The sequence below is a fragment of the Sediminimonas qiaohouensis DSM 21189 genome (assembly GCF_000423645.1).
GTDB lineage: Bacteria > Pseudomonadota > Alphaproteobacteria > Rhodobacterales > Rhodobacteraceae > Sediminimonas > Sediminimonas qiaohouensis.
Genome location: NZ_AUIJ01000009.1, coordinates 40,632 through 60,296, shown reverse-complemented (window position 1 = coordinate 60,296; position 19,665 = coordinate 40,632). Strand labels below are relative to the sequence as shown.

Below are 19,665 nucleotides of genomic sequence, written 5' to 3'. Positions count from 1 at the left end.
ACCCGCGCGCAAACCCTAACAAGCCCTCTTTCGCAGCCCTCAGCCTCCCCGCCGCGGGCCGCCCTGCCCGCGCCGCGCGTGCAGCCGCCGCTGGCGCGGGTTCTGGTCGATCACGGGGTCCTGAGCGCGGCGCAGGCCCGGGCCGCGCGGGCCGAGGCGGCGCGCCTTGGCTGTACCTTGTCGGATGTCCTGATCGCGCAGGGGATGGTCGCGGCGGATGACTTGCACAGGGCGCAGGCGATATGGCTGGACACGCGGGTCAGCGCGCTGGCGATGGATGTGCCCGCGCGCGGCCTGATGCGGCAGGCGCCGCCGCGCGTGTGGCTGCGGGCCGGGCTTCTGCCGCTGGGATGGGGCGCGGATGGGCGGATGAGAATCGCCACCGCGCATCCCGAGGAATTCGCCGAACGGCTGCGGATGCTGCCGACCGTCTTTCACGGCGCCGCGCCGGTGATCGCGCCGCAGCGGCGGATCGAGGCGATCCTTGCGCAGCTATATCGCCCGGCGCTGACCTGCGCCGCCGCCGCGCGGGTGCCCGAGGGCGAAAGCTGCCGCCGGTGGACGGGCGGCGGGCGGCGGCGCATGGGACTTACCGCTGCTGCGTGCCTGTCGCTGGGGGCCGTGGTGGCGGCGTTTCCGGTTCAGGCGCTGACGGCGTTGATGCTGTGGGCGTGTTTCACGCTGATTGTCGGGGCGGCGATGAAATCGGCGGCGTTCGTGTCATGGGCGACGGCACCGCGCGGGCCTGCGCCGCGCGATGATACCGCCGAAGCCGCACACGAAGCCGCCCTGCTACCTCGCGTATCGATCCTGGTGCCGCTGTTTCGCGAGACCGAGGTGGCGAGCGCGCTGGTCGCGCGGTTGGCGCGGCTGCGCTATCCCAAGGCCCTGCTTGAGGTGGTTCTGGTCCTTGAAGAGACCGATACCCTGACGCGGCAAACGCTGGCGGGGGCAAACCTGCCGCCGTGGATGCGCATGATCGTGGCGCCCGATGGCCAGCCGAGAACCAAGCCGCGCGCGATGAACTATGCGCTGGATTTCTGCCGGGGCGATATCATCGGCATTTTCGATGCCGAGGATGCGCCCGCCCCCGACCAGATCGACCACGTGGCGCGCCGCTTCGCCGATGCGCCGCCCGGCCTGGTGTGCCTGCAAGGGGTTCTGGATTACTACAACCCGCGCCAAACATGGCTGGCGCGCTGTTTCACCGTGGAATACGCGACGTGGTTCCGGGTGATGATGCCGGGGATGCGGCGGCTGGGCTTTGCCATACCGCTGGGCGGCACGACGCTGTTTTTCCGGCGCTGTGCGCTGGAGCGTCTGGGCGGATGGGACGCGCATAACGTGACCGAGGATGCCGATCTTGGCTTTCGCCTGGCGCGGCACGGCTACCGGACCGAGATGATCGCCACCGCCACGCACGAGGAGGCGGCCTGTCATCCGCGGGCATGGGTCAAGCAACGCTCGCGCTGGCTCAAGGGGTACATGGTGACCTACCTGGTCCATATGCGCCGCCCACGCACCCTCCTGCGGGAACTGGGGGCGTGGCGGTTCATGGGGTTCCAGACGCATTTCATCACAGCGCTGTCGCAGTTTTTCCTGGCGCCGCTTCTGTGGTCATTCTGGCTTGTTTTCCTTGGGTTGCCGCACCCGTTCGCAGGCGTGTTGCCCGGGGCACTGACCGCGGCGCTCTGGCCTCTTTTCATCGGGATCGAGACGATCACGATCATCGCCGGCCTGGTGGCGGTCTCGGGCCCCGCGCACCGGCATTTGCTGAAATGGGTGCCGAGCCTGCATTTCTATTACCCGCTGGGAGTGCTGGCGGCGTACAAGGCGCTCTATGAATTGGTCGCCGCACCGTTCTACTGGGACAAGACGCAGCACGGTCATTTCCTGCAAAGCGCGGGGTCGATCCGGCCTCAGTCCAATGCGCCAAGCGCCCCTGAATCGAGCTTGAGCCGCGTCACGAACGCCTTGGAAATATGATCCTTGAGGGCGGTATAGGCGCGCTCCTCGTCGCGGGCCTCGAACGCGGCGACAATGGCGTCATGTTCGGCCAGCGCCTTTTCGCCGCGCCCCTCGGCGGCCAGCGAGGTGGTCGCCATCAGCGCCATCGAGCGGTGCACGAGGTCAAGCTGCTGCACCAGGTACCGGTTGTGCGAGGCAAGGTGGATCTGCTTGTGAAACCGCCGGTTGGCGCGCGCCAGGGCGCTGGGATCATCCAGTAGCGCGCGATCCTCTTCGACCATGTCGCGCAGCACGCGCACCTCTTCCTCGGTGGCGTGGCGCGCGGCCAGGCGCGCGGCGAGGCCCTCCAGCTCGGCGCGCACGACGTATAGCTCGCTGAGCTGGTTGTGATCGAGCGACGCCACGATCAGGCTGCGCCCGTCGCGCGTGAGCAGCGATTGCGTCTCAAGACGCTGCAACGCCTCGCGCACGGGGGTGCGCGACACCCCGAACCGATCGGCCAGATCGCTTTCCACCAACCTGTCGCCGGGGCGGTATATGCCGGTATCTATCGCCTCCAGGATAAGGGTATAGGCGTCTTTTTGCACGGTTCCGTGATCTTTCATGAGGGGCGTCTCCGCTTGAACGCCTCACCCTAAGGCCCCCTTGAGGGGCAATCAACCCGGATATCGGGCGCGGCGCGGAATGCGGGGTGTATGCGGGGGGTATGTGCGGGGGCTTCAGGTTTGCATTCGGGTGCGCTAACGTGCCGCCATGCCAAGGCAGGATTTCTCACATGTGACCGGCTGGGTCTTTGACCTGGACAACACGCTCTACCCGCCGCGGGCGCGGCTCTTCGACCAGATCGAGACACGCATGACCGCGTTCGTGATGCGAACGCTGGGCGTGCCGCGCGAGCGCGCCGATCACCTGCGCCACACCTATTGGCGGGACTACGGCACCACGCTGGCGGGATTGATGCACGAGCATGCGCTGGACCCGGCCGAGTACCTGGTCGAGGTGCACGACATCGACCTTGGCGCGCTGACGCCCGATCCGGACCTGGCCGCGCGCATCCGGGCCCTGCCGGGGCGCAAGATCGTCTACACCAACGGCAGCGCGCCCTATGCCGAACGGGTGGTGGCGGCGCGGGGCCTGTCGGGGGTGTTCGATGCGCTCTACGGGGTCGAGCATGCCGGGTTCCACCCCAAGCCCGACCCGCGCGCATTCGGCGCGGTGTTCGCCCGCGACCGCCTGCGCCCCGAGACCGCCGCGATGTTCGAGGACGACGCCCGCAACCTGGCCGCACCGCACCGGTTGGGCATGCGCACGGTGCACGTGGCCGACGCGCCACTGGGGGCGCCGCATATCCACCACCATACCAATGATCTGAGCGGGTTCCTGGCGCGGCTGGTCTGAGGCAGATCGGGCGCGGCCCCGTCCCCCTGCGCGCATTGTCGCACTGCGGCAAGATGCGCCTTTTCCTTGACCGTTAACTTGTTATCTGGGGCGCATGCAGTTTTCCCTGAAAGGACCCCGAAAATGAGCAAGATCGACCCGGCACTGACCCCCGACAGCACCGTTGACACCGCCCCCGGCGCGCAGCCCGCTGCGCACGGCGCACAAGACAGCACCACCCGCCGCGACGGGTTTATCATCCTTGCAGTGCTGGGGTTCCTGGCGCTGTGGGGCGGCTCGGTCGCGCTGTGGGGAATCCCCGGCCTTTACCTGCCTGCGGTGGCACTGGTGCCGGTGATCTGGACGCTGCTGCTGCTGATCACCCGGGGCTGAGCGCCGCGCGCCCTATTGCGCGGCTTGCGCTTGGCTCGGCGCGCGCGGCGCGCTACATCTCGGGCTCAGGCTTTGCGCAGGAGGGCACGCACCATGCCAGGCACGGATCATGACATCGTCATCTCGGGCGGCGGCGTTGCCGGGCTAAGCGCGGCGGCGCTGTTCGGCACGGCGGGATTTCGCGTCCTCTGCGTCGATCCCGCCCCACCGGTGACCGAGCGCGACGCCGCCGGATCGGACTTGCGCACGACCGCGTTCCTGCAACCCGCGCAGGCGCTTCTGGACCGCGCGGGCCTGTGGCCGCGCCTTGCGCCGCATGCGGCCGAACTACGAACCATGCGCATTGTCGACGCCGGGGGCGAGGCGCCCGAGCCGCGCCTTGTGCGCGATTTCAATTCCTCCGACATCTCGGACCGGCCATTTGGGTGGAACCTGCCCAACTGGCTTTTGCGGCGCGAGATGGTTTCGCGGCTGGACGAGTTGCCGAACATCGATTTCCGCCCCGGTACCGGCACCCGCGCCCTTTTCACCCGCGAGAGCGAGGCCCGCGTCACCCTTGACGACGGGCAAATCACGCGCTGCAAGCTGGTGATCGCGGCGGATGGGCGCGCCTCACCGATGCGACGGGCAGCCGGGATCGACGTGAGCACGACCCGCTACGGCCAAAAGGCGCTGGCGTTTGCCGTCACCCATCCGATCCCGCATGACAACGTCTCGACCGAGATCCATCGCTCGGGCGGGCCGTTCACCCTGGTGCCGCTGCCCGATCACGAGGGGCTGCCGTCGTCGGCGGTGGTGTGGATGGAGGACGGGCCCGAGGCCCTGCGCCTTGCAGGCATCCCGGTGCCCGAGTTCGAGGCCGAGATGAGCGCCCGCTCGGCGCATCTATACGGGCCGCTTACACTGGCGTCGCGGCGCAGCGTATGGCCGATCATCACGCAGGTGGCCAAGCGGATGTCGGGGCAGCGCGTCGCGCTGGTGGCCGAGGCGGCGCACGTGGTGCCGCCGATCGGGGCGCAGGGCCTGAACATGAGCCTGGCCGACATGCGCGCCCTGCTGGAACTGGCCGAGGCCGCGCCCGCGCGGCTGGGCGACGGCGCGATGATGGACGCCTACCACCGCCAGCGCCACGCCGAGGTCTGCGCCCGCGCCGCCGGGATCGACCTGCTGAACCGCGCCTCGCAGATGCACGCGCGGCCGTTGCGGGATGCGCGCGCGATGGGGCTCAACGCGATCTATTCGCTGGCCCCGGTGCGCCGCGCGATGATGCAGATGGGCCTTGGCGCGCGGGTTTAGGGGCTTGCGAGCGGGCGGCGCGTGTGGCGGACGGCGGACGCCTCCGGCGGGAGTATTTCGGGCAAGATGAAGTGCAGGGTACTGTCCTGTCTCAGGCGATGGGGCCGGGGCGGCGTTCTTCGGTCAGGAGAACATTGGCCTCCACGTCGCCTACGCCCGGCAGCGTCATGATGCGCCGGCGCAAGACCCGTTCGAAATCCGAGATGTCGCGCGCCACCACCCGCAGGCGGTAGTCATAAAGGCCCAGGATATGCTCGACCGTCTGCACCTCGGGGATGGCGGTGACCGCGCGCTCGAAATCCTCAAGGCTGACGCGCCCCTTGGTGGCCAGCTTCACACCCAGGAACACGGTCACACCAAAGCCCAGCTTTTCGCGGTCGAGCAGCAATTGCCGCCCCTTGATCACGCCGGCGTCCTGTAGCCGCCGGATGCGCCGCCATGTCGCCGGCTGCGACAGGCCCAGCTTGCGCCCAATCGCGCCCGCGCCTTGGGTGGCGTCCACCACCAGCCGGCGCAGGATCGCGCGATCCATGTCGTCCAGATCAATCATACCGGCAGCACCTCGTCGGACTTGATCCGCGCCACGTGCATCAGCGCCTCGATATCGGCGATATGCGGCAGGGTCAGGATATGATCGCGATAGAGGCGCTGATAATCGGCCATGTCGCGGGCAATCACCGAAAGGCGCAGGTCCACGCGGCCAAGGAATGTCTGGATTTCCAGGACCTGCGGGATCTCGCGCGCGGCGGCCAGGAATTCGTCAAAGGCGCGCGGCGCTGTCTTGTCGAGGGTGATGCGCAAGGACACTTCCACCTCGTAGCCCATGGCACGCCAGTCGATCACCGCCTGCTGACCACGGATCACGCCCGCCTCCTGCATCCGCTCCAGCCGCCGCCAGCAAGTCGCCTGCGTGATCGCACAGCGCTCGGCCAACGCCGAGAGGGTCAACTCGGGCGCGCGCTGATACTGGCGCAATATGCGCCGATCCACATCATCCAGCATGATTTTTCCGGTACTGCCAAGTTTCGCGCATTGTTCTTCTTGAAATCGCACAATATCCTAAAAATACGAAATCGCAATCGCCGCGCGCAGGCGTAGCGTTGGCGCAAGACGAACACCCAACCCGAAAGCAGACCGGAGGAAAACCCATGCGCGTCTATTACGATCGCGATTGCGATATCAACCTGATCAAGGACAAGAAAGTTGCCATTCTCGGCTATGGTAGCCAAGGCCACGCGCACGCGCTGAACCTGCGCGACAGCGGCGCCAAGAACGTCGTCGTCGCCCTGCGCGAGGGGTCGGCATCGGCGGCCAAGGCCGAGGGCGAGGGCCTCAAGGTCATGGGCATCGCCGAGGCGGCCGCGTGGTGCGATCTGATCATGTTCACCATGCCCGACGAATTGCAGGCGGAAACCTACCGCAAGTATGTCCATGACAACCTGCGCGAGGGGGCGGCGATCGCCTTTGCCCACGGCCTCAACGTGCATTTCGGCCTGATTGAGCCCAAGCCCGGCGTCGATGTGCTGATGATGGCGCCCAAGGGCCCCGGCCACACCGTGCGCGGCGAATACGTCAAGGGCGGCGGCGTGCCCTGCCTGGTCGCGGTGGAAAACGACGCCACCGGCAAGGCGCTTGAGCTGGGCCTGAGCTATTGCTCGGCGATCGGCGGCGGCCGTTCGGGCGTGATCGAGACCAGCTTCCGGCAGGAATGCGAAACCGATCTGTTCGGGGAACAGGCGGTTCTGTGCGGCGGCCTGGTCGAGCTGATCCGCATGGGCTTCGAGACGCTGGTCGAGGCGGGATACGAGCCCGAGATGGCCTATTTCGAGTGCCTGCACGAGGTCAAACTGATCGTCGATCTGATCTACGAGGGCGGCATCGCCAACATGAACTACTCGATCTCGAACACCGCCGAGTATGGCGAGTATGTCAGCGGCCCGCGCATCCTGCCCTATGACGAGACCAAGAAGCGCATGAAAGAAGTGCTGAGCGACATCCAAAGCGGCAAGTTCGTGCGTGATTTCATGCTGGAAAACGCCGTCGGGCAACCCAGCTTCAAGGCCACGCGCCGCCTCAACGACGAGCACCAGATCGAGCAGGTCGGCGCCAAGCTGCGCGAGATGATGCCGTGGATCGGCGCGGCCAAGATGGTAGACAAGTCGCGCAACTGATCGCCGCTTGCGCATGAACAACCGGAGCGGCCCGTGCTGGGCCGCCCCTTTTTCACCCGCACGGGGTGTCGGTGTTTCTTCAGGCCCAAAATATCCCGGGGGAGACGCCGCAGGCGGCGGGGGCAGAGCCCCCTGAGGACATCCCGGCGGCGCCATACCCTTATCGAGCATCATGACAACGCACCCCACCCTCTCCAACTGGCTATCCATCGCCGCGCTCGGCCTGATATGGGGCGGCACGTTCATGGTGGTCAGCATCGCGCTGGAGGGGTACGGGCCGCTGACGGTGGCCTGCGCGCGCACCTCGCTGGGGGCGCTGGCGCTGCTGGGGCTGATGCGCGCGCGGCGGCGGCCAATGCCCACCGGGGGCGCGCGGCTTTGGGCATACCTTGCGGCGATCGGCGTGATGGCCACGGCACTGCCGTTTTTCCTGCTGAGTTGGGGGCAGCAATACGTGCCCTCGGCCTTTGCAGGCATTTCGATGGCGGCGATGCCGCTTTTCGTGCTGCCGCTGGCGCATGTGTTCTCGGACGAGCCGATGCACCTGCGGCGCATCATCGGCGTGTGCACCGGCTTTGTCGGGGCGGCGGTTCTGATCGGGCCGGGCCTGCGCGCCATCGGCAGCGATATCTCGGTGCTGGGGCAACTGGCCTGCATCGGCGCCGCGCTCAGCTACTCGATCGCGTCGATCCTGACGCGGCGCTGCCCGCCGGTGGACCCGCTCACGATGGCGGCGGTGACGCTGAGCGTGGGCGCGACGGTGATGATCCCGACGATGCTGCTGGTGGAGGGTGTGCCGGACTGGACCGGGCCGCGCAGCGGGCTGGCGATCGTGTTCCTGGGGCTGGTGCCCACGGCGCTGGCGACGTTGCTGCGGGTCAACGTGATCCGTAGCGCCGGATCGGTGTTCATGACGCTGGTCAATTACCAGGTGCCGCTGTGGTCGATGGTGTTCGGCACGCTGCTACTGGGCGAGGTGCTACCGGCGCGGTTCTTCGTCGCCCTGGTGCTGATCCTGACCGGCCTCGCGATCAGCCAATGGAACAGCCTGCGCGCCCTCTTCAGCGCGCGCCGCCGCCCGCCTCAACCGCCTGCCAAAGGTTAAGCGCCGAGCGCGTCTCGCCCACATCGTGCACGCGCAGTATCTGCACCCCCTGCGCCACGCCCGCCAGCGCCACCGCGATCGAGCCATGCACCCGCGCCGCCCCCGGCGCCGCCGCTCCGATATCGCCGATGAACCGCTTGCGCGAGGCACCCAGAAGCACCGCACAGCCCAGCCCGTGAAACACCGACAGCCGCGCCAGCAGGGCAAGGTTATGTGCCTGCGTCTTGCCAAAGCCGATGCCCGGATCGACCACGATACGCGCGCGCGGAATGCCCGCCGCCACCAGCGCGGCAACCCGGTCCGCCAGGAAATCATAGACATCCAGAACCACGTCGCCGTAGCGAGGATCGCGCTGCATGGTTTGCGGATTGCCCTGCGTGTGCATGGCGCAGACCGGCAGGCCCGCCTCGGCGCAATAGCCCGCAAGGGTTTCATCGAATGTGAACCCGGACACGTCATTGACCAGGTCCGCGCCCGCCGCCACGGCGGCCTGCGCCACCGTGCGTTTGCGCGTGTCGATCGAGATCGGCGTGCGCAGGCCCGCCGCGCGCATCGCCGCGATCACCGGCGCGGTGCGGCGCTGTTCCTCGTCCGGCGCGATCTCGTCGGCGCCCGGGCGGGTCGATTCGCCACCCACGTCGATGATGTCCGCGCCCGCCTCCGCCATTGCGCGCGCGTGCGCCTGCGCGGCGTCAGGCGCGAAATGCGCGCCCCCGTCCGAGAAGCTGTCGGGGGTGATGTTGAGGATGCCCATCAGGCGCGGCGCATCCATCGCCATGCCCGCGATCGCCTCGCGCGGGGCGCAAAGCCGGGCGCGCGCGCCGTCCGGCAGATCGGCGGCAGGGATCAGGCGCGGCGGCGCCTCGCGCGACAATACCTCGACCCGGTCGAACCAGGTCCAGCCCCCCGCCAGCGTCATTGCGCCCGCGGGGCGGTGCGGATCGGTTTGTGCGATGGGGCGGTAATATTGGCTCATGCGCGTCTCTTGCCCGTTTCGCGCGGGCGTTACAACACCCGCACGTCCGCGCCCACGGCCCGCAGGGGCAGGTCCGGCGCATCGGGCAGTTCCTCGCCGATCACAACCATGTCGGCGGCCTCCATCTGCCGCGCCAACCACAGCACCAACGCCAGCGCGTCGCGCGGGCTGGCCGAGGGGCCATCGACCGCGTCCAGCACGATCTTGGAGGGGGCCCAGACGCTGATCTGGTCATGGCGCATGGACCAGTCCAGCTCGGTCCGCGAATTGACCACGACGCAGCGCGCATCGCGCCCCGCCAGGACCCAGGCGTTCTGCTCGATCGCCAGCAGGTCGATCCGCCGCTGCGCCATCGCCGCGCCCGCCTGCGGGGCGGGCACGTCCGCCGGGCCCACGCACAGGATGGTGGGGCGGTGCTCGGCCTCGAGCTGATCGATCCAGGCGCCCAGGTGCGGCGAGGCGATGGCCGCGTTGGACAGGTAAACCAACTGCGGGTGGGGCCGGTCATCGGGCAGCCCGGCGGGCTGCTGTCGGCCCGCCTCGCGCACGATCTCGACGCCAAGCGCGCCGGGGCCGCGATCAAGCTTTTCAATCCGCACGAACAGGCGGGCGGCTTGTGGCTCTTGCAAGATCCGCTCGGCGACACGCTCGGCTAGCGTCTCAAGAAGGTTCAGGCGTTCCTCGGCCAGTTCATGCGCAATCGCCTCGGTCACCTTGTCGTAGGACAGGATGCGATCCACGTCGTCCTCCGCCCCCCCCGCGGGCATCGGGCGCACCTCGACCACGATGTTGAAGCAAATCCGCTGCGTTGTGCCGCGCTCGGCCTGGAAGGCTCCGATCTCGACCTCGACGATATGATCGCGCAGGGAAATCCTGTCCAGCATGGTACTATCCGCGGTCGCCTCGGCCCGTTCCGCGGGGTGGCCGAAGGCCCATTTAATCTCGTTGCTCATGGCGGCCTCCGGTCGCGCGCCCGGTGCATGGGTGGGGGCGCAGGGGTCAGTGCGTTGGTTTGGCCGCACCCTACTGCCCACGCCGCGCACGGCAAGACCCTTTGCGGCGCAAGAAGCCGCAAATGCGCCACTTGCCGCCCATACCGGGCCTAGTTTTGCGAGATTTCCAGCGCAGGCTTGTAGAAATGATGCACGCCGATCGTCGCGGTGCGTGCAAACTTGCGCGACCAGCGCGGCGAGACCCACTTGGCATGGTAATACGTCGCCCCCTTGGTCAGGGGGCGCGGGCCGCCATCAACGATGATGCGCGCGATCTTGCCAGCACGTTTCACCGCCTCGGCCTCGGACATGGTTTCGGGTCGGCCGTCGCAGGCATAGCTGAACTGGCAGCGGTTCACGCCGCGACCGGCGCCCTGCTTGACGACGCCGCAGACGCTCCCGGGGAAACGGCTGCTTTCGGCGCGGTTCATGATCACCTCGGCAACGGCGAATTGCCCCATGACGGTTTCGCCGCGCGCCTCGAAATACAGCGCCTCGGTCAGGCATTGCCATTGCTGGCCGCCCTTCGCCGCCGGCTGCTTGTCCAGCCAGCCCTGCGAGTAACGCGCGCCTGCCGGCCCTTCGTCGCGCAGCAGCATCTGCTCAAGAAGCGCGCCACGCATCGATTTCAGGCCCTGTTTTTCCTTGAGCAACACGTCGGTCAGTGGCGTTTCCGCCAACGCACCGGACGTCCCCATGACCAGCGCGAAAAGCGCCGCCAAACCCATGCGCATGCCAACACCCCCCCTTGAGGTTCGTCATATACCCGTGACTGCAGCCTATCTTGGTAGCGAAAATCGGGCGCCAAGTCCACCATCGCCCACGCCTGCACGCGCGGCGCATTGTCGCTGCACCGCGAAAAGCCCTGTCCTGCCGGGGTTTTCGCCCCGTCAGCCGTGTTTTTCCAGCAGCGCAAGTTGCGCCGCCGCCAGGCGCGCCACCGGCACGCGGAAGGGCGAGCAGGACACGTAGTCGAACCCCGCATCGCGGCAAAACGCGATTGATTCGGGGCTGCCGCCATGTTCACCGCAGATCGACAAGACCAGATCGGGCCGCGCGGCGCGACCCCTTTCCGCCGCGATCTGCAACAATTCGCCGACCCCTTCGGTATCGAGGGTATGAAACGGGTCCTCGGGGAACACGCCCTGCTGCACGTAGGTGGACATGAACCGCCCCGCGTCGTCGCGCGACAGGCCATATGTCATCTGGGTCAGGTCATTGGTTCCGAACGACAAAAACGACACGTGCGGCGCGATCTCGGCCGCGCGCAGCGCCGCGCGCGGGGTTTCCACCATGACACCCAGCCGATAGGTGAAATCGCGCCCCGTTTGCGTGCGCACCTGCGCCGCGACGGCATCGACGCGGGTCTTGACCAGTTCGACCTCGCGCTTGGCCGAGACCAGCGGGATCATGATCTCGGGCACCACCGGATCGCCCTCGCGGCTGGCCTCGATGGTGGCTTCAAAAATGGCGCGCGCCTGCATGTCGTAGATCTCGGGCACGGTGATCCCCAGCCGCACGCCGCGCATGCCCAGCATCGGATTGTATTCGCCCAAGGCCTCGACCCGCCGCGTCACGTCCGATAGCGGCAGATCCAGCGCCTCGGCCAGTTCCAGATGCCCCGCCCTGTCGGAGGGCAGAAACTCGTGCAAGGGCGGGTCGAACAGGCGAATGCACACCGGCTGCCCCTGCATGATGCGGAAGAGAGCGATGAAATCCTCGCGCTGCATCGGCAACAGCCGCTCAAGCACCGCGCGCCGATCCTCGGACGCATCGGCAAAGATCATCTCGCGCATCACCGTCAGGCGGTCGGTCTCAAAGAACATATGCTCGGTCCGGCACAACCCGATACCCTGCGCCTTGAAATTGCGGGCGGTCTGCGCGTCGGCAGCGGTGTCGGCATTTGCGCGCACGCCGATGTCCCGCTCGGCATCGGCCCAGGCCATGAAGGTCTGGAACGCGTCGCCCTGCGCCGCCTCCAGCATCCGCGCCTCGCCCGCGATCACCGCACCGTTGGTGCCGTCGATGGTGATCACGTCGCCCTCGGCAAAGCGGCGCCCGTCGGGTGCACCCAGCGTGCGCAGCCGCAAATCAAAGGTCAGATCGCTGGCGCCCACCACGCAAGGCAAGCCCATGCCCCGCCCGATCACCGCCGCGTGGCTGGTCATGCCGCCGCGCTCGGTCAGGACGGCAACCGCCGCATGCATGCCGCGGATATCCTCGGGCGAGGTCTCGCGCCGCACCAAAACGCAAGGCTCGCCGCGCGCGGCCGAGGCCTGCGCATCGGCGGCGGTGAACACGATCCGCCCCGACGCGGCGCCGGGGCTGGCGGCGATGCCGTGGGCGAGGATATCGCATTCTTCCTCCGGATCGATCTGCCGGTGCAGCAGCTCATTGAGCGAACGCGGATCGATCCGCATCAACGCCTCCTGCCGTGCGATGATCCCGTCCTCGGCCAACGCCACCGCGATCGACACCGCCGCCCGCGCGCTGCGGGCCACGCGCACCCCGTCAAGGATATGCACCCGCCCGTCCTCGATGGTGAACTCCACCTGCATTTCCTCGCGCAGGCGCGCGCGCATCAGGCCGGCGTGCTGCTTCAACTCGGCAAACGCCTCCGGCGCCCGCTCCTCCAGCGAGGCACCGCGCGCGTCCCGCTCCAGGAACAGCGCGGCATCGCCGCCCTGCAACGCATCGCGCCCCTGGCTTTGCGGCAGGTAGCGGCCGGTGATCTGGCGCAGCCCGGTCTGCGAATTGACCAGTTGCATCACCCCCGATCCGCATTCCCCCTGCCCCATGCCAAACGCCATCGCCTGCACCACAAGGCCCAAACCGGCATCGGCCGGCGCTCCCTTGGCCTGCCGGAGCAGTCGCGCCGTCGTCCCCGCCCAGGCCCGCGCCATCGAGCGTAGAACCTCGGCCAGCTGCACCTGCGGCTCCTGCGGGAACGGCTCTTCGGTCTCCAACTCATAGGCGCGCAGCACCTCCGCCAGGCCCTCTGGCCCATCCTCACCGATGTCCTCGAACATGTCCGGATCCAGCCGCGCCACGTGCACCGCGTAGGCCTGCACGAACCGCTGATAAAGCGCCGCCGCCGGCGCGCGGCCCAACTGCTCGGACAACACCGCATAGCGCGCTTCGTTCATCCCGATGTTCAAAACCGCCCCCGGACCACCCCAATCGGGGTCCTCCGACGACGGCCGCACACACAAAAGCGGCGCCGCCCCGAACGGCGCCAAAAGCGCACCCATGTCGGGCATCTCGCCGCCCGCGATCCGGCGCACCGCCTCAAAGCTTAGCGCGACGGTCCGCGGCACCGGCAGATCCAGCCGCACAAGGCGTTGCAGGCATTTCGCCCGCCCGCCATGGGTGGTGGCATCGATCGGCGCATCGGCCGTGACCATCGTGATATCGGGGTCGTCTTGCTGCACTGCGGCACCTATCTGTTCACGCGCAGCATAACCGCGCTGAACCGCAAGGCAAGCCCGCTCTGGGTCACCATCAAAGCCCCCGCAAAGCCGCCCCATGCTTCATCTTGCCCAAAATACTCCGGGGGGCCGCGCCCCGGCGCGGTGGGGGCAGCGCCCCCTCACACGGGAAACGCCCGTGCCCTACCCTTCGACGCGGGTCAGATCGGCCACCGCCAAGCAGATTCCCCGGATCTGTCCCAGCAGGTTCAGGCGGTTGCGCCGCACCACCGGGTTTTCGGCATTGACCTGCACCGCCTCGAAAAACGCGTCCACCGCCGGGCGCAGCGCGGCCATCGCGGCCATGGCGGCGGCGAAATCCTCGGCCTCCATCGCGGGTTTGATCGCCCCGTCCGCAGCCTTGAGCGCGTCGAACAGCGCGCGCTCCTCCTCGACCTCGGCGAATTTCACGTCCGCGCCAAACGAGTATTCGACGCCGTCCTTCTCCTCGGCCTGGGTCAGGATGTTGTTGGCCCGCTTGAAGCCTTGCAACAGGTTCTCGCCATCGTCGGTCTTGAGAAACTCCGCCAACGCCTCGGCCCGCTTGACCAGCAGCGTCAGGTCGTCGTTGCCGTCCATCGCGAGGCAGGCATCGATCACGTCATGCCGAATACCCTCGTCGCGCAGGTGCACCTTGAGCCGGTCGTGGAAGAAGGCGAGGAGGTCGTCAACTGCTGGTACATCTTCGGTTCCTCCTTCTTTTGACTCCTGGTACCGTTCTACCAAACCGACCTTATCAAAGCTCAGTTCTGGGAGGTTTAGTTCTTCAGCTGGAATAGCTCCGTGTCGTTCCAAAGCTGCACGAATGTTTTGGTGATATGGTCTAACAAGCGTGCTAGCCAACTCAACCCGCAACCCGTTCGCCAACACCAACCGAATAACCCCCAAGGCCGCACGGCGGAGCGCGTAGGGGTCTTTGCTGCCGGTCGGTTTCTCGTCGATCGCCCAGAACCCCGTCAGCGTGTCGATCTTGTCGGCCAGCGCCACCGCCACGCTCACCGGCTCGGTCGGCACCGTGTCCCCCGGCCCCAAAGGTTTGTAATGCATCTCGCACGCCTCGGGCACGCCATCGTCGTGGCCGGCGGCCTGCGCATAGTAGCGGCCCATCACGCCTTGCAACTCTGGAAACTCGCCCACCATTTCCGATTGCAGGTCCGCCTTGCAGATCTGCGCGGCCTCGGCGGCCAGGTCGGGTTTGGCGCCCACCATCGGCGCGATCTCGCGCGCCAGCGCGGTGATCCGCGCGACGCGATCGGCCTGCGATCCCAGCTTGCGGTGGAACGTGACATCAGACAGCCCCTCGGCCATGCCGGTCAGCCCCTTGTCGCGCACGATGCGCAGGTCGTTCTCCCAGAAGAATTTCGCATCCGCCAGCCGCGCCGACAGCACCTTTTGGTTGCCCGCAAGGATCGTCGCGCCGTGATCGGGCGTCTCGATGTTGGCAACCGTGATGAACCGTACAATTCCGCCCGCCGAATCGCCGTTTTGTACGTTTCTTACCGAAAAGAACTTCTGGTGCTCCTTCATAGAGGTTTGCAGCACCTCCGGCGGCAGGTCGAGGAATTCCTCGTCGATCTCCCCCATCAGCGTCACAGGCCATTCCACCAGGCCCGCGACCTCGGCCAGTAGGCCCTTGTCCTCGACCACTTCAAGCCCTTGGGAAAAGGCGATATTCTGCGCTTCCTGCCAGATGTGGCCGGCACGTTCATCCGCGTCCAGCATGACGCGCGCACGGCGCATCTTGGCGGTGTAATCGTCATACGAGGTGACGGCAAAGCCGTCGGGCGCCATGAAACGATGCCCATATGTGGTATCGCCCGCCTTGATACCGTCGATATCCAGCGGTACAACCTGCGCCTCACCGCTGTCGGCAGTCAGGATGCACAGGATGGAATGCAGCGGGCGCACCCATTTTAGGCTCCCGGCTCCCCACCGCATCGATTTCGGCCAAGGGAAGTTTCGCACAACGTTTTCAAGGGTTTCTGCGATGATCTCGGCGGCGGGGCGGCCCGGATGCTCGATCACGGCGAAATAGACGCGGCCCTTCTTGTCGTCACGCTCTTGCAGTTGCGAACGGTCGATCCCGGCGCCGCGCAAGAACCCCTCGACCGCCTTTTCGGGCGCATCCACCCGGGGGCCTTTGCGCTCTTCCCGCAAGGTGGGGCTTTGGTCCAGAAGCCCTTGAACGGAAAGGACAAGCCGCCGGGGCGTGTGATGCGCGACGGCGCCTGCGTAGGTCAATCCGGCCTCCACGAGGGCGTCGGTCATGCGCGCCTTCAGGTCCTGCGCGGCGCGGGCCTGCATGCGGGCGGGGATTTCCTCGGAAAACAGTTCGATGAGAAGATCAGCCATGTCAGTCAGTACCCTTCGGGCGGAGTTGGGCAGTCGGCAGGGGCCGGTTTGCCTTCGAAAACTTCGGCACCGCAATGGTTTATCTGGTGCCAGACATATCCGCGCCCGTCGCGCGTGACAGCAACGACGCGGTCGATGCCATACTCGATGTTGCGCTCGCCCAGGAACGCGAGCGCCTCGCCCTCCTCCAACTTCTCGCCGATCTCCTGCGCGTCGAAGCATTCGAACCACCCCGGCGCGTTCAGCGGCTCGGCCCCTTCGATGTAGGGCGCGTAGGTCTCGGACAGCATGGCAAGGCTGGACGTGGTGGAAAAACAGGCGCGGTAGCGGATCGGACTGCTATCCGCATCGATCGCGCGGAAGTCGTCATAAAGGATCGGCTCGGGCGCGGCGGCGGTCAGCGACGTCATTTGCACGTCATCCGCCCCGCTCGGCGCGACGGTGTCGTAATAGGCATAGACCTGCAGGTAATAGAGCGCGGCGCCGCCCACTGCGGCAGTCAGAACAATCATGGCGGCGAGTATCTTTCCGATCATGCGGCATGGCCCCCCGCATCGGTCTGCACGAAGGCATCGGCGCACATCCGGGCCAATGCGCGCACGCGGCCGATATAGGCCTGGCGCTCGGTCACGCTGATCACGCCGCGCGCGTCCAGCAGGTTGAAGATGTGGCTGGCCTTGATGCACTGGTCATAGGCGGGGTGCGCCATGACGATGCGTTGACCGGTTTTCGGGTCATCGTGGGGTTGATCGAGGATCGCGGCGCATTCGGCCTCGGCCTCTTCGAAGTGGCGCAGCAGGACCTGCGTGTCGGCCACGTCGAAATTCCAGCGCGAGTATTCCTGCTCGGTCTGGCGGAACACGTCGCCGTAGCTCAGCGCAATGGGCGCGTCGGGGTCATTATAGGGCATGTCCATCACATGATCGATGCCCAGCACATACATCGCCAGCCGCTCCAACCCGTAGGTCAGCTCGCCCGAGACGGGGTGGCAATCATGGCCGCCGACCTGTTGGAAATAGGTGAACTGGCTGACTTCCATGCCGTCGCACCACACCTCCCAACCAAGGCCCCAGGCGCCCAATGTGGGGCTTTCCCAGTCGTCCTCGACAAAGCGGATATCGTGCAGCGCCATGTCGATGCCGATCGCCTCGAGCGAGCCGAGGTAGAGCGCCTGCAAATCCGGCGGGCTGGGTTTGATCAGAACCTGGTACTGGTAGTAATGCTGCAGCCGGTTGGGGTTTTCGCCATAACGCCCGTCGGTGGGACGGCGCGAGGGCTGCACATAGGCCGCCGCCCATGGCCGCGAGCCGAGCGAGCGCAGTGTCGTCGCCGGGTGGAAGGTGCCGGCGCCGACCTCCATGTCGTAGGGCTGCATCACGGCGCAGCCCTGGGCGGACCAATAGGCCTGTAGCCTCAGGATAATTTCCTGGAAACTGCGCGGTTTGGTGTCTTTGCTGCTCATGATCCCTGCCCCGTCCGGCCGATTGCGGCGGCCTTTGCGCCGCCACCTGAAACGCGGCCTCTACCTACGGCGCGGCGCGGGCGGGGTCAATCGCGGGAAAATGCAATAATCTGGTTCACTGCTCTTTGTATTTCGTTAAAAATCGGCCAGATTGGCGAAAATAAATACCGTAACAGGGGAAGTGTACCAAGATGTCCAGAGTTCTAGTCGTCGCGTTGATTTGGGTCCTGCTCGCGTCACGTGCCGTTATCGCGCAACAAAACGTGGTCTGGGTGCAGATCGAAGCGGCGGATACCCTCAACGCCGCGCAGGCGCGCGCGCGCAGCTATTCGGCGGAGTTGCCGGATGTGAATGGCTTTGTCCTGACCAACGGCTCTTACGGCATTTCGCTGGGGCCCTATACGCGCGGGGATGCCGACCAGGTGCTACGCGCCTACCGGGCCGAGGGGGTGATCCCGGATGACAGCTTCCTGATCGGTGCGAACGCCTTTCGGCAGCAATTCTGGCCGCGCGGGGCGAACCTGCTGAATCTGCCGCCGGTCAAGCCGGGCCAGAGGGACGGGCAGCAAGACCAGGTAGCGGAGGCGGAGGCCGAGATTGAGACCGAGGTCGCGGCCGAAACCGAAGCCAAGCCCGAGGTCACCCAGCAGGCGCAGGTGGACACCACGATGGAGCCGGTCGAGGAAACCCCGCGCGAGGCGCGGGCAAGCGAGGCCCGGTTGGATGCGGAAGAGCGCAAGGCGCTGCAAATCGCGCTGAAATGGGCGGGGTATTATGAATACGGCATCGATGGTGCCATCGGCCCCGGCACCCGTGCCGCCATGGCCGAGTGGCAGCGCAACAACGGGTATGAGCCGACCAGCATCCTGACCACGCGCCAGCGCGAGCAATTGCTGGCGCAGTATAACGCCGTTCTTGAGGGGCTGGACCTGCGGATGGTGCGCAACGACGATGCGGGAATCGAGATGAAGCTGCCGATGGGCGTGATCGAGTTCGACCACCTTGAGCCGCCGTTCGTGCACTACACCCCAAGCGGCGAAATACCCGCGCGGGTGCTGCTGATCAGTCAGCCGGGCGACCGCGACACGCTGTTTGGCCTCTATGACATCATGCAGACCCTTGAAATCGTGCCGCCCGAGGGCCCGCGCGAGCGTGGCCGCGATAGCTTCAGCCTCGTCGGGATCGGCGACGAGTTCATCTCCCACACCGAGGCAAGCCTGCAAAACGGACAGATCAAGGGCTTTACCCTGGTGTGGCCGGCGGATGATGACGCGCGCCGGGGGCGGCTCCTTCGGGAAATGCAGACCAGCTTTGCGCGCATTGACGGCGTGCTGGACCCGGGGGCGGGCGCCAATACGCTGCAGGATGTGGACCTTGTTTCGGGGCTGGAAGTGCGCAAGCCGCGGCTGACGCGTTCGGGCTTTTACATCGGGCGCGATGGCACCGTGGTCACCACCACCGAGGTGGTGCAATCCTGCGGGCGCATCACGCTTGGCGAACAGGCCGAGGCGCGCGTTGTGCACAGCGATCCGGAGCTTGGCGTCGCGATCCTCAAGCCCGTCACCCCGTTGACGCCAATGGCGGTGGCGACGCTGCGCGCCACTGCGCCGCGGTTGCAATCCGAGGTCGCGGTGTCGGGCTTTTCCTATGGCGGTGTCCTTGGCGCGCCGACGATGACCTTTGGCAAGCTGGCCGATGTAGACGGCCTGTCGGGCGAGGAAAACCTCAGCCGCCTGGCGCTGACGGCGCTGCCAGGCGATGCGGGTGGGCCAGTGGTCGACGCCGGGGGTACTGTTCTGGGCATGTTACTGCCGCGTCAGGACGGCGCGCGCAAATTGCCCGATGACGTGCAGTTTGCCGCCGACGCGGGCGCCATCGCCGCGCTGCTGGAGGGGTTGGACGTGACCCCCGACCGGGCCGACGCCCTGCCCCGGATCGCGCCCGAAGACCTGACCGATCGCGCCGCGGCGATGACCGTTCTGGTCAACTGCTGGGAGTAATCCGAGCGCCCACTATCACATTGCCGGAGCACGGGAAGTTTGCCCGTGCTCCGGCAGGCAATCGCGGACGAACGGCGAAAAACGGCACCGACAATCGCGCGCGGGG

At 66.8% G+C, this 19,665-nt stretch carries 17 protein-coding genes; 7 read left to right on the top strand and 10 right to left on the bottom strand.

Translation table 11 applies throughout. The features are described from left to right. The first annotated feature begins 78 nt into the window (after positions 1 to 78). On the top strand, positions 79 to 1,986 hold the full coding sequence (locus G568_RS18630) for a glycosyltransferase (protein WP_245582924.1): 1,908 nt from the start codon (positions 79 to 81) through the stop codon (positions 1,984 to 1,986). Here G568_RS18630 and G568_RS0109390 read toward each other — a convergent pair. Further along, complete coding sequence (locus tag G568_RS0109390; RefSeq protein ID WP_026757783.1) at positions 1,920 to 2,573, bottom strand: GntR family transcriptional regulator; 654 nt, start codon at positions 2,571 to 2,573, stop codon at positions 1,920 to 1,922. The two genes, G568_RS18630 and G568_RS0109390, sit on opposite strands and share 67 nt — an antisense overlap. A 148-nt stretch (positions 2,574 to 2,721) precedes the next feature. Between G568_RS0109390 and G568_RS0109385 the strand changes: the two genes are divergently transcribed. From G568_RS0109385 to G568_RS0109375, 3 genes are all read left to right on the top strand, one after another. Beyond that, a complete protein-coding gene (locus tag G568_RS0109385) occupies positions 2,722 to 3,366 on the top strand; it encodes a pyrimidine 5'-nucleotidase (protein WP_026757782.1) in 645 nt (214 codons plus the stop codon). 123 nt (positions 3,367 to 3,489) lie between these two features. After that, positions 3,490 to 3,738, top strand: coding sequence for a hypothetical protein (locus G568_RS18625; protein ID WP_037373962.1), 249 nt, complete (start codon positions 3,490 to 3,492; stop codon positions 3,736 to 3,738). A 93-nt stretch (positions 3,739 to 3,831) separates the two neighbouring features. Next, positions 3,832 to 5,034 carry a UbiH/UbiF family hydroxylase gene (locus G568_RS0109375; RefSeq protein WP_026757781.1) on the top strand — a complete coding sequence of 401 codons (1,203 nt, stop codon included), beginning with the start codon at positions 3,832 to 3,834 and terminating at the stop codon, positions 5,032 to 5,034. Positions 5,035 to 5,125: 91 nt separating this feature from the next. Here the strand turns inward: G568_RS0109375 and G568_RS0109370 are convergent, their stop codons facing one another. Further along, the gene (locus G568_RS0109370; RefSeq protein WP_026757780.1) at positions 5,126 to 5,584 is read right to left on the bottom strand and encodes an Lrp/AsnC family transcriptional regulator; all 459 of its coding nucleotides are present in this window, start codon (positions 5,582 to 5,584) and stop codon (positions 5,126 to 5,128) included. Next, entirely contained in the window at positions 5,581 to 6,036 is a 456-nt protein-coding gene (locus G568_RS0109365) for an Lrp/AsnC family transcriptional regulator (protein WP_026757779.1), read from the bottom strand. The genes G568_RS0109370 and G568_RS0109365 overlap by 4 nt, the downstream gene beginning before the upstream one ends. Before the next feature lie 146 nt (positions 6,037 to 6,182). Here G568_RS0109365 and ilvC point away from each other — a divergent pair, with 146 nt between their 5' ends. Together ilvC and G568_RS0109355 are read left to right on the top strand one after the other, a co-directional pair. After that, positions 6,183 to 7,205: a ketol-acid reductoisomerase gene (gene ilvC, locus G568_RS0109360; RefSeq protein ID WP_026757778.1), complete on the top strand. Its 1,023-nt coding sequence runs from the start codon at positions 6,183 to 6,185 to the stop codon at positions 7,203 to 7,205. A gap of 172 nt (positions 7,206 to 7,377) precedes the next feature. After that, a complete protein-coding gene (locus G568_RS0109355) occupies positions 7,378 to 8,310 on the top strand; it encodes a DMT family transporter (protein WP_026757777.1) in 933 nt (310 codons plus the stop codon). On the opposite strand, the gene folP is transcribed toward G568_RS0109355, so the two are convergent. The 7 genes from folP to G568_RS0109320 form a co-directional block, all read right to left on the bottom strand. Continuing rightward, entirely contained in the window at positions 8,267 to 9,286 is a 1,020-nt protein-coding gene (folP, locus tag G568_RS0109350; protein ID WP_026757776.1) for a dihydropteroate synthase, read from the bottom strand. The genes G568_RS0109355 and folP overlap by 44 nt on opposite strands. Positions 9,287 to 9,315: 29 nt before the next feature. Continuing rightward, entirely contained in the window at positions 9,316 to 10,239 is a 924-nt protein-coding gene (locus tag G568_RS0109345; protein WP_026757775.1) for a dihydroneopterin aldolase, read from the bottom strand. A gap of 149 nt (positions 10,240 to 10,388) precedes the next feature. After that, positions 10,389 to 11,012, bottom strand: a complete 624-nt coding sequence (locus G568_RS0109340; protein WP_026757774.1) for a cell wall hydrolase — start codon at positions 11,010 to 11,012, stop codon at positions 10,389 to 10,391. A gap of 156 nt (positions 11,013 to 11,168) precedes the next feature. Beyond that, complete coding sequence (locus tag G568_RS0109335; protein ID WP_245582926.1) at positions 11,169 to 13,682, bottom strand: putative PEP-binding protein; 2,514 nt, start codon at positions 13,680 to 13,682, stop codon at positions 11,169 to 11,171. A 207-nt stretch (positions 13,683 to 13,889) separates the two neighbouring features. Continuing rightward, positions 13,890 to 16,049, bottom strand: a complete 2,160-nt coding sequence (gene glyS, locus G568_RS0109330; protein ID WP_425423404.1) for a glycine--tRNA ligase subunit beta — start codon at positions 16,047 to 16,049, stop codon at positions 13,890 to 13,892. Between the two features lie 53 nt (positions 16,050 to 16,102). Then, positions 16,103 to 16,633: a DUF6446 family protein gene (locus G568_RS0109325; RefSeq protein ID WP_026757771.1), complete on the bottom strand. Its 531-nt coding sequence runs from the start codon at positions 16,631 to 16,633 to the stop codon at positions 16,103 to 16,105. Continuing rightward, positions 16,630 to 17,559, bottom strand: coding sequence for a glycine--tRNA ligase subunit alpha (locus G568_RS0109320; RefSeq protein ID WP_026757770.1), 930 nt, complete (start codon positions 17,557 to 17,559; stop codon positions 16,630 to 16,632). Before G568_RS0109320 ends, G568_RS0109325 begins: the two co-directional genes overlap by 4 nt. A gap of 191 nt (positions 17,560 to 17,750) precedes the next feature. Here G568_RS0109320 and G568_RS0109315 point away from each other — a divergent pair, with 191 nt between their 5' ends. After that, entirely contained in the window at positions 17,751 to 19,559 is a 1,809-nt protein-coding gene (locus G568_RS0109315) for a serine protease (protein WP_026757769.1), read from the top strand. Positions 19,560 to 19,665 lie beyond the last annotated feature (106 nt).

Excerpts from the sequence above, each read along its gene's own strand:
- G568_RS0109375 (WP_026757781.1), top strand. The coding sequence starts at position 3,832 with ATGCCAGGCACGGATCATGACATCGTCATCTCGGGCGGCGGCGTTGCC.
- G568_RS0109385 (WP_026757782.1), top strand. The coding sequence starts at position 2,722 with ATGCCAAGGCAGGATTTCTCACATGTGACCGGCTGGGTCTTTGACCTG.
- glyS (WP_425423404.1), bottom strand. The coding sequence starts at position 16,049 with ATGCAGGCCCGCGCCGCGCAGGACCTGAAGGCGCGCATGACCGACGCC.
- G568_RS0109325 (WP_026757771.1), bottom strand. The coding sequence starts at position 16,633 with ATGATCGGAAAGATACTCGCCGCCATGATTGTTCTGACTGCCGCAGTG.
- G568_RS0109315 (WP_026757769.1), top strand. The coding sequence starts at position 17,751 with ATGTCCAGAGTTCTAGTCGTCGCGTTGATTTGGGTCCTGCTCGCGTCA.
- ilvC (WP_026757778.1), top strand. The coding sequence starts at position 6,183 with ATGCGCGTCTATTACGATCGCGATTGCGATATCAACCTGATCAAGGAC.
- G568_RS0109335 (WP_245582926.1), bottom strand. The coding sequence starts at position 13,682 with ATGGTCACGGCCGATGCGCCGATCGATGCCACCACCCATGGCGGGCGG.
- folP (WP_026757776.1), bottom strand. The coding sequence starts at position 9,286 with ATGAGCCAATATTACCGCCCCATCGCACAAACCGATCCGCACCGCCCC.
- G568_RS0109370 (WP_026757780.1), bottom strand. The coding sequence starts at position 5,584 with ATGATTGATCTGGACGACATGGATCGCGCGATCCTGCGCCGGCTGGTG.
- G568_RS0109365 (WP_026757779.1), bottom strand. The coding sequence starts at position 6,036 with ATGCTGGATGATGTGGATCGGCGCATATTGCGCCAGTATCAGCGCGCG.
- G568_RS0109355 (WP_026757777.1), top strand. The coding sequence starts at position 7,378 with ATGACAACGCACCCCACCCTCTCCAACTGGCTATCCATCGCCGCGCTC.
- G568_RS0109390 (WP_026757783.1), bottom strand. The coding sequence starts at position 2,573 with ATGAAAGATCACGGAACCGTGCAAAAAGACGCCTATACCCTTATCCTG.
- G568_RS0109340 (WP_026757774.1), bottom strand. The coding sequence starts at position 11,012 with ATGCGCATGGGTTTGGCGGCGCTTTTCGCGCTGGTCATGGGGACGTCC.
- G568_RS18625 (WP_037373962.1), top strand. The coding sequence starts at position 3,490 with ATGAGCAAGATCGACCCGGCACTGACCCCCGACAGCACCGTTGACACC.
- G568_RS0109320 (WP_026757770.1), bottom strand. The coding sequence starts at position 17,559 with ATGAGCAGCAAAGACACCAAACCGCGCAGTTTCCAGGAAATTATCCTG.
- G568_RS0109345 (WP_026757775.1), bottom strand. The coding sequence starts at position 10,239 with ATGAGCAACGAGATTAAATGGGCCTTCGGCCACCCCGCGGAACGGGCC.